General features: G+C 55.0%; 14 protein-coding genes and 1 pseudogene. 13 read left to right on the plus strand and 2 right to left on the minus strand.

Translation table 11 applies throughout. The features are described from left to right. The first annotated feature begins 119 nt into the window (after window positions 1-119). Both rpoC and ABD837_RS05430 read left to right on the plus strand, forming a co-directional pair. The gene (gene rpoC / locus ABD837_RS05425; RefSeq protein WP_345051238.1) at window positions 120-4,472 is read left to right on the plus strand and encodes a DNA-directed RNA polymerase subunit beta'; all 4,353 of its coding nucleotides are present in this window, start codon (window positions 120-122) and stop codon (window positions 4,470-4,472) included. 253 nt (window positions 4,473-4,725) lie between these two features. Beyond that, a pseudogene (locus ABD837_RS05430) lies at window positions 4,726-4,806 on the plus strand (DUF3467 domain-containing protein); the annotation flags it as partial. A 93-nt stretch (window positions 4,807-4,899) separates the two neighbouring features. On the opposite strand, the gene ABD837_RS05435 reads toward ABD837_RS05430, so the two are convergent. Both ABD837_RS05435 and ABD837_RS05440 read right to left on the minus strand, forming a co-directional pair. Next, window positions 4,900-5,094 (minus strand): hypothetical protein, encoded by a 195-nt coding sequence (locus ABD837_RS05435; protein ID WP_345051241.1) that lies wholly within the window; start codon window positions 5,092-5,094, stop codon window positions 4,900-4,902. Between the two features lies 1 nt (window position 5,095). Further along, window positions 5,096-5,638 carry a beta/alpha barrel domain-containing protein gene (locus tag ABD837_RS05440; protein WP_345051243.1) on the minus strand — a complete coding sequence of 181 codons (543 nt, stop codon included), beginning with the start codon at window positions 5,636-5,638 and terminating at the stop codon, window positions 5,096-5,098. A gap of 354 nt (window positions 5,639-5,992) precedes the next feature. On the opposite strand from ABD837_RS05440, the gene ABD837_RS05445 reads away from it, so the two are divergent. From ABD837_RS05445 to rplC, 11 genes are all read left to right on the plus strand, one after another. Continuing rightward, the gene (locus tag ABD837_RS05445; protein ID WP_345051246.1) at window positions 5,993-6,325 is read left to right on the plus strand and encodes a hypothetical protein; all 333 of its coding nucleotides are present in this window, start codon (window positions 5,993-5,995) and stop codon (window positions 6,323-6,325) included. Window positions 6,326-6,378: 53 nt separating this feature from the next. Then, window positions 6,379-6,702, plus strand: coding sequence for a DUF3467 domain-containing protein (locus ABD837_RS05450; RefSeq protein WP_046245258.1), 324 nt, complete (start codon window positions 6,379-6,381; stop codon window positions 6,700-6,702). Between the two features lie 76 nt (window positions 6,703-6,778). Next, window positions 6,779-7,204: an HU family DNA-binding protein gene (locus ABD837_RS05455; protein ID WP_345051253.1), complete on the plus strand. Its 426-nt coding sequence runs from the start codon at window positions 6,779-6,781 to the stop codon at window positions 7,202-7,204. A gap of 142 nt (window positions 7,205-7,346) precedes the next feature. Next, a complete protein-coding gene (locus ABD837_RS05460) occupies window positions 7,347-7,835 on the plus strand; it encodes a hypothetical protein (RefSeq protein WP_345051255.1) in 489 nt (162 codons plus the stop codon). A 152-nt stretch (window positions 7,836-7,987) separates the two neighbouring features. Then, window positions 7,988-8,419 carry a 30S ribosomal protein S12 gene (gene rpsL / locus ABD837_RS05465; RefSeq protein ID WP_068191715.1) on the plus strand — a complete coding sequence of 144 codons (432 nt, stop codon included), beginning with the start codon at window positions 7,988-7,990 and terminating at the stop codon, window positions 8,417-8,419. 97 nt (window positions 8,420-8,516) lie between these two features. Then, the gene (gene rpsG / locus ABD837_RS05470) at window positions 8,517-8,984 is read left to right on the plus strand and encodes a 30S ribosomal protein S7 (protein WP_035567919.1); all 468 of its coding nucleotides are present in this window, start codon (window positions 8,517-8,519) and stop codon (window positions 8,982-8,984) included. 101 nt (window positions 8,985-9,085) lie between these two features. Further along, window positions 9,086-11,224: an elongation factor G gene (fusA, locus tag ABD837_RS05475; protein ID WP_345051265.1), complete on the plus strand. Its 2,139-nt coding sequence runs from the start codon at window positions 9,086-9,088 to the stop codon at window positions 11,222-11,224. 38 nt (window positions 11,225-11,262) lie between these two features. Further along, window positions 11,263-11,568, plus strand: coding sequence for a 30S ribosomal protein S10 (gene rpsJ, locus ABD837_RS05480; RefSeq protein ID WP_035567915.1), 306 nt, complete (start codon window positions 11,263-11,265; stop codon window positions 11,566-11,568). Between the two features lie 143 nt (window positions 11,569-11,711). Further along, on the plus strand, window positions 11,712-12,191 hold the full coding sequence (locus ABD837_RS05485; RefSeq protein WP_345051268.1) for a carboxypeptidase-like regulatory domain-containing protein: 480 nt from the start codon (window positions 11,712-11,714) through the stop codon (window positions 12,189-12,191). 18 nt (window positions 12,192-12,209) lie between these two features. After that, the gene (locus ABD837_RS05490) at window positions 12,210-13,484 is read left to right on the plus strand and encodes an O-antigen ligase family protein (protein WP_345051271.1); all 1,275 of its coding nucleotides are present in this window, start codon (window positions 12,210-12,212) and stop codon (window positions 13,482-13,484) included. 231 nt (window positions 13,485-13,715) lie between these two features. Further along, window positions 13,716-14,336 carry a 50S ribosomal protein L3 gene (gene rplC, locus ABD837_RS05495; RefSeq protein WP_345051273.1) on the plus strand — a complete coding sequence of 207 codons (621 nt, stop codon included), beginning with the start codon at window positions 13,716-13,718 and terminating at the stop codon, window positions 14,334-14,336. The last annotated feature ends 1 nt before the right edge of the window (window position 14,337 follow it).

Consider the following 14,337-nt stretch of genomic DNA (forward strand, 5'->3'; position numbering starts at 1 on the left):
TCTGTTCCGCAAAGGCACTTTTTTAAGAGTCAAACTGTTTGGAACTCTTGCATTCTTCTGGCGAAGAATGAGGCGTCAAACAGCTCAAAGCCAACAGCTATCAGCTTAAAACCAATCAAATGGCTTTCGCAAAAAACAAGAAAATAGTTCAGGACTTCTCCAAAGTCACTATTTCGCTGGCCTCGCCCGAAGCAATTCTGGAGCGCAGCACCGGCGAAGTAGTGAAGCCTGAAACCATCAACTACCGCACCTACAAGCCCGAAATGGGTGGCCTGTTCTGCGAGCGGATTTTCGGGCCGGTGAAGGACTGGGAGTGCCACTGCGGCAAGTACAAGCGCATCCGCTACAAGGGCATTATCTGCGACCGTTGCGGCGTGGAGGTGACTGAGAAGAAGGTGCGTCGTGAGCGCATGGGCCACATCGAACTGGTGGTGCCCGTTGCCCACATCTGGTACTTCAAGTCGCTGCCCAACAAAATCGGCTACCTGCTGGGCCTGCCCACCAAGAAGCTTGACCAGATTATTTATTACGAGCGGTACGTCGTGGTTCAGCCCGGTTCGCTGGCAGAAGAAGGCGTGCAAGTGCTCGACTTCCTCACCGAGGATGAGTACCTGGACATCATCGACAAGCTCCCCCGGGAGAACCAGATGCTGCCCAACGAGGACCCTAATAAGTTCATCGCCCGCATGGGTGCCGATGCCCTGCACATGCTGCTGGAGCGCATCAACCTGGACGAGTTGAGCTACTCGCTGCGGGACTCCGCTGCCCACGAGACTTCGCAGCAGCGCAAGGCGGAAGCGTTGAAGCGTCTGCGCGTGGTGGAAGCTTTCCGTGACGCCGCTACCCGCGTGGAGAACCGACCCGAGTGGATGGTTATCCGCATGGTGCCGGTGATTCCCCCGGAACTGCGTCCGCTCGTTCCGCTCGACGGTGGCCGTTTCGCCACTTCCGACCTGAACGACCTGTACCGTCGCGTAATCATCCGTAACAACCGCCTCAAGCGCCTGATTGAAATCAAAGCGCCCGAGGTGATTCTGCGGAACGAGAAGCGCATGCTACAGGAAGCTGTTGACTCCCTGTTCGATAACTCACGTAAGGTGAACGCCGTGCGCGCCGAAGGCAACCGCGCCCTGAAGTCGCTGTCCGATATGCTGAAAGGCAAGCAGGGCCGCTTCCGTCAGAACCTGCTCGGTAAGCGTGTCGACTACTCGGGTCGTTCGGTAATCGTCGTTGGTCCGGAGCTGAAACTGCACGAGTGCGGTTTGCCTAAGAACATGGCGGCCGAGCTGTTCAAGCCATTCATCATCCGCAAGCTCATCGAGCGCGGCATTGTGAAGACGGTGAAATCGGCCAAGAAAATCGTGGACCGCAAGGACGCCGTTGTTTGGGACATCCTGGAGAACGTGCTGAAAGGCCACCCGGTGTTGCTCAACCGTGCTCCTACGCTTCACCGTCTGGGCATCCAGGCGTTCCAGCCGCGCCTCATCGAAGGCAAGGCTATTCAGCTGCACCCCCTCGTTTGTACGGCCTTCAACGCTGACTTTGACGGTGACCAGATGGCTGTACACGTGCCCCTTGGCCCGGCCGCTATCCTGGAAGCTTCGATGCTAATGCTCGCGTCGCACAACATCCTGAACCCTGCCAACGGCGCGCCCATCGCGGTACCGTCGCAGGACATGGTTCTGGGCTTGTACTACGTCACCAAAGGCAAGCGCAGCACCGAGAACGAGAAGATTATCGGGGAAGACCGGGTGTTCTACTCGGACGAAGAGGTGGTGATTGCCATCAATGAAGGCCAGCTCTCGAAGCACGCTTTCATCAAGGTGCGGACGCAGATTCGGGACGAAAACGACGACTTGGTAACCAAAATCGTGGATACCGTGGCCGGCCGCGTGCTGTTCAACCAGCTCGTACCGGAAGAAGTAGGTTTCGTGGACGAGCTGCTGACCAAGAAGAAGCTGCAGCAAATCATCTCGACGGTGTTCAAGCGCACGGGCATGGCTCGTACCGCGCAGTTCCTGGACGAAATCAAGACCCTCGGTTTCCAGTCGGCCTACAAAGGCGGCTTGAGTATGGGCCTCGGCGATATTAAAATCCCGATGGAGAAGGACGTGCTGGTAAAGCAGGCGCAGAACGACGTGAAGGCCGTGACGCAGAACTACCAGATGGGTCTGATTACGGACAACGAGCGTTACAACCAGGTTATTGACATCTGGACGCGCATCAACAACCAGATTACGGAGACGCTGATGGGCCGCCTTGAAAAGGAGGACCAGGGCTTCAACTCCATCTACATGATGATGCACTCGGGAGCCCGTGGCTCGCGCGAGCAGATTCGTCAGCTGGGCGGTATGCGTGGTCTGATGGCCAAGCCGCAGAAGTCGCTGCAAGGCTCGATTGGCGAGATTATCGAAAACCCGATTCTGTCGAACTTCAAAGAAGGCCTCGACGTAATCGAGTACTTCATCTCGACCCACGGTGCTCGTAAAGGTCTAGCTGACACGGCACTGAAGACGGCTGACGCCGGCTACCTGACCCGTCGTCTGGTAGACGTTTCGCAGGACGTAATCGTGAACGAGCCGGACTGCGGCACGTTGCGCGGTATCGAAACCTTCGCGTTGAAAGACAACGAAGACATCGTGGAGCCCCTGGCCGAGCGTATCCTGGGCCGTGTGACTGTGCACGATATAATCGACCCAATTACCGGCGAGGTGCTCCTGACTTCGGGTTCCGAAATCAAGGAAGACACGACCCGCCGCATCGATGCTACGGCTATTGAGTCGGTGGAAATCCGTTCGGTGCTGACTTGTGAAAGCAAGCGCGGCATCTGCGCCAAGTGCTACGGCCGTAACCTAGCCTCGGGCCGCATGGTGCAGCGTGGCGAGGCCGTGGGTGTTATCGCCGCACAGTCGATTGGTGAGCCCGGCACGCAGCTGACCCTGCGTACCTTCCACGTAGGTGGTACGGCTTCCAACATTGCCGTTGAGTCGAACATCAAAGCCAAATTCGCTGGCGTGGTGGAATTCGAAGACATTCGTACCGTGGCTACCACTAACGCCGAAGGCGTGAAGGGTGCCGTGGTCATGGGTCGCTCGGGTGAAATCCGCATCGTGGAGAAAGGCACCGGCCGCGTCTTCACTTCCAACCACGTTCCCTACGGCTCTTACATGCTCGTAACGGAAGGTCAGGAAGTTGAAAAAGGCACGGAACTAAACACCTGGGACCCCTACAACGCCGTTATTCTGGCCGAGTTTGATGGTACCGTGCAGTTCGACGCCATCACCGAAGGCGTTACGTTCCGTGAGGAATCGGACGAACAGACCGGTCACCGCGAGAAGGTAATCATCGAGTCGAAGGCCAAGGACCAGAACCCGTCCATCATCGTGCGCCCTGGCAAAAAGGGCGATGCCGAAGGTCAGAAGGGCTACAGCATTCCGGTAGGCTCGCACTTGGCCGTGGAGAACAACGATAAAATCAAGGCTGGTCAAATCCTGGCTAAGATTCCGCGTTCGGTGGGCAAAACCCGCGACATTACCGGTGGTCTGCCGCGTGTGACGGAGCTTTTCGAAGCCCGGAACCCGTCAAACCCCGCCGTGGTATCGGAAATCGACGGCGTGGTAACCTACGGCACCGTGAAACGCGGTAACCGTGAAATCTACGTCGAGTCGAAAGACGGTGTCAAGAAGAAGTACATGGTGCCGCTGTCGAAGCACATTCTGGTGCAGGACAACGACTTTATCCGCGCCGGCATGCCGCTGTCGGATGGCGCCATCACGCCTTCGGACATTCTGAGCATTCAGGGCCCCGGCGCCGTGCAGGAGTACCTCGTGAACGAGATTCAGGAGGTGTATCGCTTGCAGGGGGTGAAAATCAACGATAAGCACATCGAGGTGGTTGTTCGTCAGATGATGCAGAAAGTGGTGATTCTGGATGCCGGTGACACGTCGTTCCTCGAAAATCAGGTGATTGATAAAATCATCTTCATGGCCGAGAACGACATGATTATCGACATGAAAGTCGTGACCGAAGCCGGTGATTCGAGCAACATGAAGCCCGGTCAGATTGTGACGGCCCGTCGCCTCCGCGACGAGAACAGCAGCCTGAAACGCCGCGACCTTGCCCTCGTGCAAGTGCGCGACGCTCAGCCTTCGGTTTCGCGCCCCACGCTGCAAGGCATCACGCAGGCCTCGCTGGGCACGCAGTCGTTCATCTCGGCCGCCTCCTTCCAGGAGACGACCAAGGTGCTGAGCGAAGCCGCCATCCGTGGCAAGGCCGACCAGCTCCTGGGCCTGAAGGAGAACGTAATCGTCGGTCACCTCATCCCAGCCGGTACCGGTCTGCGCGAGTACACTCGTCAGATTGTCGGCTCGAAAGAGGAGATGGAAGCTGCCCAAGCCGCGCAAGTAGCCGAAGCCGCCGTTCCCGCCAAGCGCCCCAGCCGTGCTGGCAAGCGCGAAGTATCGGCCGAGTAATCTGCCGTAGGTTTGTAATGGAAAAGCCGACTGGGGTAACCCGGTCGGCTTTTTTGTTTCTTTGTCAGAATGAATACACCGTCACAAAAAGCGCCTTTTTATAAAGTCATTAAAAAGGTTGGTTTGGTCTTCTCCATAGCCATGCTTTTACTCCTTGGGCTTATTTTATTAGTAACATTTAAGGCTGACTCGTATTAGCCTTTATTCATTGACGCGTCATCATGCAACCGACTAAAACCCGGACCCGAATGCCATCAACATCGAGCTTTCCGAAGCCATGGCCGAGGGCGAATACGCCAACCTCGCCATGATTGCGCACAGCAACAGCGAGTTCGGAGAGGCTTGGTAAGCAGGAAGAAAACGGATAACAAAAAGGCGGCTGGTGTACACCAGCCGCCTTTTTGTTTTGCTACGGGGAATGAGCGGACTACTTGCGTGGCGCGCCAAACTGCTTGCGGAGCGCGACGACGGCGGGATTCTTGTCGTTTTCCGCTCGTTTCTGCCGGAAAAAAGCACTTAGCTCTTCGCGCTCGGCAGCGGTGAGGGGAGCCGAGCAAATGGGCGTCAGGTCCACCTCACGGGGCTCGATGCCGATGGGGCGGGGCAGGAGGGCGGTTTCCATATCAGTAGGGCGCGGAGGGGTTGGGATAATAACGGTCAACGAGTTTCTGGGCGGCGGGGGTTCCCAGGTAGAGCCGGGTGCTGGTGAGTTGCGTGGCCTCTAATACGGCTTTGTAATGCGCGACCAGTTTGGTTTTACTGTCGAAGGCCACGTAGCCATCAAGGCCCAACTCGAAGGACCGGCGGCAGGCAAACGCGGTGAGGTTGCCCAGCACCCCGACGTACGCTTTGTAGCGGCCTTTATTAAAAGGCGCACTTTCTACTAGGTGCATAAAAACCAAATCAGGCAGTACTTCCAGGCTCAGTAAGCCGTGAATGATATGCGGATTGGCAACCGTGTTGAGTTGCAGCACTTCGCGGTCGGAGGCAGTGGCTTCTCTGGCCCAATCGAATTGCCAGTCGGCTTTTACCAGTTGGCGTGCCTGTCTAAGCGTGAGGGGCCGCACCTGCGTCGGGAATGATTCGCTCGTCAGCGCGTTCTCGATGGAGCGCGTGAGCTTGTCAATCTTTTCAGGCAAGGGAGCCGTCCGGCGGGGCGCTTTCATGCGGTAATGATACGCAAGCAGTAGTTGTTGCAATAGGGTGCCCATACTCAACTTAAGCGGGCTGACTGCTCGAAAGAGGAGATGGAAGCCGCCGTTCCCACCAAGCGCCCCAGCCGTGCTGGCAAGCGCGAAGTGTCGGCGGAGTAATCTGCCGTAGGTTTGTAATGGAGAAGCCGACCGGGGTAACCCGGTCGGCTTTTTCTGTTATTGCATGCCAGTTATCTGAACAAGACTAAAATGAAAAACCGATTAAGTGTAGTTCTACTGTTTCTAACGGGAGCTTTGAGTTTCACAGGATGCACTACATTCCTGATTCCAGTCCAAAGCTTTCGGCAGCAGTTTGCTGGAGTAGATATGAACAGTCTTCAACAGGTGAGAGTAAGTGGACCTTATGGAATGCCGATAAGCTACCTCGCAAACGTCGCTAGAATTCCGACAATCAAGTGTGTTGGCTCAAAGAATGAGGAGGTAGTTCTGCAAAACAGCCCTTCTATTGAAGTTCGGTTCACTCACAACGGCAAAAGGAATATTATGTATTTTGACCGCCTCTTTATAAAAGACAGCTCAGTTGTTGGTAGTCCCTCGACCTTTATGCCAGGTTTGATGAATGTCATTCCGTTGCGCGATATCACGAAAATTGAGGTGCAGGACGGACACAAGAATTTTCATTATGTGGACAGGCAGTAGAGCTTCTGCACATCCTGAGAAAGCCAACCATCAAAATTTATAAAGCCAATCAAATGCAACCAACCGACCAAAACCCGGACCCGAACGCCATCAACATCGAGCTTTCCGAAGCCATGGCCGAGGGCGAATACGCCAACCTCGCCATGATTGCGCATAGCAACAGCGAGTTCGTGATTGACTTTATCCGCATGATGCCCGGCCTGCCCAAGGCCAAGGTGAAGGCGCGCATCGTCGTCACGCCCGAACACGCCAAGCGCCTGCTGCAAGCCCTCACTGAGAATATCGAGCGGTTTGAAGCCGCTTTCGGCACCATCAAGATGCAGAGCGAAGCGCCGAGCTACCCGATGAACTTCGGCGGCGCGGTAGGGGAGGCGTAAGAAAAGAGGGCGTTAGGCAATAAAAAAAGGTGAAGTGGCGATATAGGATTGTTCTAACCCACAAACCTATTTTATCATGCCCATTGAGTATAGCCTAGCCGAGCGGGGCAATCCTTCCGACGCCAACGCGCCCAAGAAGTTTTACGCCACGGCCAAAAGCACCGACGAAACCACCGTGCGCGATTTAGCCAAGCACATCAGCGGCATCTCCACTGTGAGTACCGTCGATGTAATGGCCGTGCTGGAAGCCTTTTTCCAGACCGAGCCCGAAGAACTGGCCGACGGCCACATCGTCCGCTTCGGCGACTTTGGCTCGTTCTTCACCTCGCTGGAAAGCGAAGGCGCGGCCACGGAGAAAGAATTCAACGCGGCGCTGGTGAGCAACGTGAAAGTGAAGTTCCGGCCCGGTAAGCTGTTTGCCCAGGCCATGCAAGGAGCCGAACTGAAGCGCGTGGCGGCCATACCCACGGCAGCCGCCCGCACCCAGAAGAAAACGTCCTAATGTTTCGAGGCAAACATTAGGACGTTTTGCCCGAAACTTTAGGATGTTTGGTCCGGCTCCCGCCGGGGAGTTGCCCGAGTGCCCCGCAGGCCCGCCGGATTCCGGCGGGCCTGTTGCGTGAATAGTCATTTAAATTGCTCCAATGAATCAAATCTACTTAAAGGCTGCCAGCTTCCTGATGCTGCTATTGCTACTGGGGTGCCAGAGCCAAAAGGCGGTTTTGGTATATCCAAATGCTTTGGATGTGACAAGGCACACCACCTCATTGTATGCTACGCCTCCACAAAGCCAACTCCAACCGTTGCAACCTATGCCGATCACTGCGCTCAGAAAGCAGCAGATAGCAATTAAGCAAACACCTCGTTCCCGTTTTGAAGCAGCGTTACCTAAAGCAACGAAAGCAAGTAAGCCGATGATGCTATTAACTAAGCTACGACTGGCAAGACGGTCCATGCATCAAAAGGTATCAGCGGAACATAAACCGACAAATGATTTCCTGTTTGCTGTTTACGCAGGATTGGCCGGAATCCTTCTATTTTTGGTGGGCTTGTTCACTTCTTGGATAGTCGTAGTAATTGGGCTAGCGCTTATACTGTTTGCCTTTATCAAAATCAAACTCCGGCGATACTGACCCCTGTTGCCTTTAAAACGTGTGCGCTGGCTGTGCTCAAATGCTTGACTACAAAATTAACATCCTCACTCTGTTTGCTATTGCGGCGGAATAACCTTACCTTTGCAAGCCAAATTTTAGGGGCAAACGGCTCCCAACAAACCATTCCTTAAATGCCAACCATCAATCAGTTAGTACGGAAAGGCCGTGAGGCTTTGACTACCAAGTCGAAGTCGCCCGCCCTTGATTCGTGCCCGCAGCGTCGGGGCGTATGCACTCGCGTGTATACCACCACGCCTAAGAAGCCAAACTCGGCTATGCGCAAAGTGGCCCGTGTGCGCCTTACCAACGGTAAGGAAGTAAACGCATACATCCCCGGTGAAGGCCACAACCTCCAGGAACACAGCATCGTGCTGATTCGTGGCGGCCGGGTTAAAGACTTGCCAGGTGTTCGCTACCACATTATCCGTGGCGCCCTGGACACCGCCGGTGTAAGCGGCCGGACCCAGCGTCGTTCGAAGTACGGTGCTAAGCGTCCGAAGCCCGGTCAACCCGCAGCAGCGGCTGGCAAGGGTGGCAAAGGCGCACCAGCCAAAAAGAAATAAATGATTTAGTTGTTGGTTGTTAGTTGTCAGTTGTTAGGTCGTTCAATCGACTGACAACTGACAACTGACAACAAGCAACTGACAACTATATTCAATCATGAGAAAGTCAAAACCAAAAAAGCGCATCTTGCTGCCGGACCCTAAATACAAGGAGACGCTGGTAACCCGCTTTGTGAACTACATGATGTACGACGGCAAGAAAAACCTGGCGTACACCATCTTCTATGACGCTTGCGACCTCGTGGAGCAGCGTACAAAGGAGAGCGGCCTCGAAATGTGGCGCAAAGCGTTGAACAACGTGATGCCCACCGTGGAAGTAAAGAGCCGCCGCGTAGGTGGTGCCACCTTCCAGGTTCCGATTGAAGTGCGCGCCGACCGCCGCATTTCGGTAGGTGCCAAGTGGATGATTCAGTACGCCCGTCGTCGTGGTGAGAAGACCATGAAGGACAAGCTGGCTGGCGAAATCATCGCTGCCGCCAAAGGCGAAGGTGCTGCCGTCAAGAAGAAGGACGACACCCACCGCATGGCCGAGGCTAACAAAGCCTTCTCGCACTTCCGTTTCTAAACAAGTGCGAATGAGCGAATGAGTGAATGAGTGATTTAACCTAACGGAACCTAATCACTGATTCACTCATTCGCTTATTCACAAACTCACTCATTGTAATAATGGCCGTTAATAAAGACCTCTATTACCTCCGCAACATTGGGATTATGGCGCACATCGACGCCGGTAAGACCACGACCTCGGAGCGTATTCTGTACTACACGGGTAAAACCCACAAAATCGGGGAAGTGCACGATGGTGCCGCCACGATGGACTGGATGGAGCAGGAGCAGGAGCGCGGCATCACGATTACTTCGGCTGCTACCACCACGTTCTGGAACTACCCGACCGACATCAAGGGTGACCCGACGCCGGACACCATGCAGTACAAAATCAACCTGATTGACACTCCTGGCCACGTTGACTTCACGGTAGAAGTAGAACGTTCGCTGCGCGTGCTCGACGGTGCTGTTGCGTTGTTCTGCGCCGTTTCGGGCGTTGAGCCGCAGTCGGAAACCGTATGGCGTCAGGCTGACAAATACAAAGTGCCCCGCATTTGCTTCGTCAACAAGATGGACCGTGCCGGCGCTGACTTCTTTAAAGCCGTTAACGAAATCAAAGACAAGTTGGGCGCTAACCCAATTCCGTTGCAGATTCCAATTGGCGCGGAAGACACCTTCAAAGGCGTAGTTGACCTGCTGACTGGCAAAGCCATCGTGTGGGACGACAAAACCGAAGGCAAGTCGTACGACGAAATCCCCGTTCCCGAGGACTTGGTTGAGACGGTAGCCGAGTGGCGTCAGAAGCTCGTTGAGAGCGTGGCTGAGTACGATGACGCGTTGCTGGAGAAATTCTTCGACAACCCCGATTCCATTACGAAAGAGGAAATGATGGTTGTTATCCGCCAGGCGGTTATCGACATGAAATTCTCGCCCGTATTGTGCGGTTCGGCCTTCAAAAACAAGGGTGTTCAAACGATGCTGGATGCCGTTATGGCTTACCTGCCGTCGCCCCTCGACATGCCCGCCATCATCGGTACCCACCCCGAGACCGGCGAGGAAATCGAGCGCCACCCCGACAACACGGAGCCTTTCACCGCTCTGGCGTTCAAAATTGCTACCGACCCGTTCGTAGGCCGTCTGTGCTTCTTCCGCTGCTACAGCGGCGTGCTGGACTCGGGCTCGTACGTGCTCAACAACCGCACCGGCAAGAAGGAGCGTATCTCGCGCCTCATGCAGATGCACTCCAACAAGCAGAACCCCATCGACAAGATTCAGGCCGGTGACATTGCTGCAGGTGTTGGTTTCAAAGACATTAAAACCGGCGACACGCTGACCGACGAGAAGAACCCCATCGTCCTTGAGTCGATGAGTTTCCCCGAGCCGGTAATTGGCTACGCCATTGAGCCGAAGACGCAGGCCGACGTTGATAAAATGGGCATGGCCATCGCCAAGCTCATCGAGGAAGACCCCACGCTGAAAGTGAACACCGACCCCGAAACGGGCCAGACCGTTCTCCGTGGCATGGGCGAGCTGCACCTTGAAATCATCATCGACCGCATGCGTCGCGAATTCAAAGTGGAAATCAACCAGGGCGCCCCAATGGTGGCCTACAAGGAGATTCTCACCAAGAAAGTCGACCACCGCGAAACCTACAAGAAGCAGACCGGTGGCCGCGGTAAATTCGGCGACATCGTGTTCGAACTCGGCCCGAAAGAGACCGAGCCCGAAAAGCCCGGCTTCGAGTTCGACAACGCCATTGTGGGCGGTGTAATCCCCCGCGAATTCATCCAGCCAATCCAGAAAGGTTTCGAAGAAGCCATGAAGCAAGGTCCGCTGGCTGGCTTCCCGATTGAAGGCATGAAGGTGCGTCTGTACCACGGTTCCTTCCACGACGTTGACTCGGACGCTCTGTCGTTCGAACTCGCCGCCCGTGGTGGTTTCCGCGAAGCTGCCCGCCAGGCTGGCCCGAAATTGCTCGAGCCCATCATGAGCGTGGAAGTGGTTTGCCCCGACGAGTACACGGGTCCCGTAACCGGTGACTTGAACCGTCGTCGTGGTTTGATGAAAGGCATGGACACAAAAGGCGGTGCTCAGCTGATTAAGGCCGACGTTCCATTGTCCGAGCTGTTCGGCTACGTAACTGCGCTCCGCACGATTTCGTCGGGCCGCGCTTCGGCTTCGCTCACGTTCTCGCACTACGAGCAAGTGCCCACGAACCTGGCCGAAGGCATCATCGCCAAAGTAAAAGGAGGTAAATAAGCTTTTCTAACGGGGGCAATCGGCCCCCACCAATCACAATGAACCAGAAAATTCGCATTAAGCTGAAAAGCTACGACCACAACCTCGTAGACAAATCGGCCGAGAAAATCGTGAAAGCTGTGAAGGCCACCGGTGCCATCGTTAGCGGCCCGATTCCTTTGCCAACCCAAAAGGAGAAGTTCACCGTGCTGCGCTCGCCCCACGTGAACAAGAAGAGCCGGGAGCAGTTCCAGCTTTGCACCTACAAGCGCCTCGTGGACATCTTCTCGACTTCGTCGAAGACCGTAGATGCCCTGATGAAGCTGGAATTGCCCAGCGGCGTTGACGTAGAAATCAAAGTCTGAGGATTCGATTTCTGTCTTAATTGAGAAAAGCTCCACTGCACTAGTTGCGGTGGGGCTTTTTCGTTGGAACTTGCGGGGCCACAAATACTCACAATAGCGCCTGATAGGCTATGAAAGCGATAATAGTTCTATTATTATTAACAATGATTTCCTTCACGGCGCTCTCTCAAAAGGGGATTGTGGCTGGCGTTGTGGTTGATAGTAAAACGAATGAGAAATTTCCTGGTGTCACGATATTGATGATGAAGTCAGACACAGTCGTAACTGGTGCTTCAACTGACAGCAATGGTGCGTTTAGCATGAGCAATGTACCGTTTGGCAAGTATGATGTCATTATTAAATACGTCGGTTATCGTGACATGAAGCGAGCGAATATTTTGGTTTCAAATGCTACGCATGATATGCTGATAGCTTTTCCTGGACCCTGCAAATACACTCACATAAAAGGTAAGCGACTTCGCTGCGTAGGTGGTCATATGGACCACATTGTTCCAATCGTTTACGGCTTGCCAGATGCAAAATTGTTGGCTAAAGCAAAAGCGGGAAAGATATATTTAGGGGGCTGCCAATTATATGAGTGCCATGCGGAATACTACTGTACAACACATCAATTAGAACTGTAAATAGTGGCCAGTTCTGGTATGCAATCCATTTTTACTCTTGCCCGCCTTCACCGGGCCGCCTTGTTCTTCTGCGGTTGCGTCATCGTCGGCATTTTCATAGCCAACTGGTTTCGGGTGTTGCCCAGCATCGGGATGGCTGGCATCGCCCTCACGGGAATCGTCTACGCCGTTACCCATCGCCGCATCGCCAACTGGCAACTGTGGCCGGTATTCGGAAGCTTGTCTCTGGTGTTTCTGCTGCACCTGATTCAGGGGCTGAACACAGATGCAGCCAACATAGGCGACTACGGCAAGGACGTGGTGTTGCAGCTGCCGTTTCTGCTGTTGCCGCTGGCGTTCTGGCTACTGCCAGCGTTGCCGGGGCGCTACCTGCGCGGGCTGTGGCTGCTGCTTGTGGCGATGACGCTGCTAGCGGCAGTTGGGGCAACTATCAACTATCTGCTGCACGCCAGCGCAATCAACGAAAGCTACCTCCATTCCAAGGTGCTGCCGACTGAGCCGGACCACATTCGGTTTAGCCTCCTCATCACGCTGGCCATTGTGGCCGGCGCATTGCTACTGGCCCATGATGCGGTGCGGCAGGCGTGGCGACCGTGGGTGATTGGGGCCATCGTGGCACTCGCGCTATTCCTGCACCTGCTGGCGGTACGCAGCGGCGAAATGACCTTCTATGCTTTGGGCGGCTTGGCCATTCTGTGGCTGGTGCTTCGCAAGCGGCAGTGGAAACAGGCCGGTATGCTGGCTGCGGTGATGGTGCTACTGCCGGTGCTCAGCTTTGTGGCGTTCCCCACGTTTCGCAACAAAGTTTACAACACACAGGAGGACGTCGGTAAGGTCAAGCAGACCAATAGCTCCGAGGGCAAGAACTTCTCCATCGCGGCGCGGGTGTACTCCTACAAAGCCGCGCTAGCCATCTGGTCCGATAATAAGCTGGTGGGGGTGAGCAAGGCCGACCTGGAAAGCGAAATGGCCAAGCGCTACGCCAAGCTTTACCCCGAGATGGGCTCCGAATTCTACATCCAACCCCACAACCAGTACCTCTACAACTTGGCCGCTTACGGTGCGTTGGGACTGCTAGTGTTTTGCGTCGGGCTGTTTTACCCCGCGTGGTGGGCTCGCCGCAAACACGCGCCCCTACTACTGGCCCAATACGTCAGCATTGCCCTGTCCTTTCTGGTCGAATACACGCTGGAAACGCAGATTGGCCTCGCCTTCGTGGTCTTCTTCCTGCTGCTGGCGCTGCAAGGCTCCCTGCCCAGTGAGGAGCAAGACCCTGCCTGGCGGCCGGCGTAGGGTGCGGGGCTTGCCCCCGCCCGTCATTGAATGATGCGCGGGATTTGTTCAACGACGGGCGGGGGCAAGCCCCGCACCCTACATCGAGACGTTAAGCTGAGCTAACAGCCTCACTGAGAAAATATTTCCAAGCTGCCTTGTGATTCCCGAGGCTTTTTTCCTATCTTTGCACTCCCTTAGCGAAAACGGCATTCGGTCGTTTTCTTTTTGTGTCATTTAATCAACAACAGAATGCCTGGCATCATCGGTAAGAAAATCGGTATGACAAGCCTCTTCACTCCGGATGGGAAAAACATTCCCTGCACGCTCATCGAAGCGGGTCCGTGCGTAGTGACGCAGGTTAAGACTATCGCGAATGACGGTTACACCGCCATTCAAATTGGGTACGGCGAGAAAAAAGTGAAGAACACCACCAAAGCCTTGGTTGGTCACTTCACGAAAGCCGGTACTACCCCCAAGAAAAAATTGGTTGAATTCCGCCTCGACGCCGAATCGACCTACGCCGCTGGCGCAACCATCGACGCTACTCTGTTCGCAGAAGGCGAGTTTGTTGACGTTGTAGGCACTTCCAAAGGCAAGGGTTTCCAGGGCGTTGTAAAGCGTTACAACTTCCAGGGTGTTGGTGGCCAGACCCACGGCCAGCACAACCGCCTGCGTCACCCCGGTTCGATTGGTGCTTGCTCCTGGCCTTCGCGCGTATTCAAAGGAATGCGCATGGGTGGCCGGATGGGCAACGACCGCGTGAAAGTGCAGAACCTGAAGGTGATGCGCGTAGTAGGCGACAAGAACCTGATTCTGGTGAGCGGCTCGATTCCCGGTGCTAAGAATTCTTACGTGGTAATCGAGAAATAGA

This window comes from Hymenobacter glaciei, from assembly GCF_039539585.1.
Lineage (GTDB): Bacteria > Bacteroidota > Bacteroidia > Cytophagales > Hymenobacteraceae > Hymenobacter > Hymenobacter glaciei.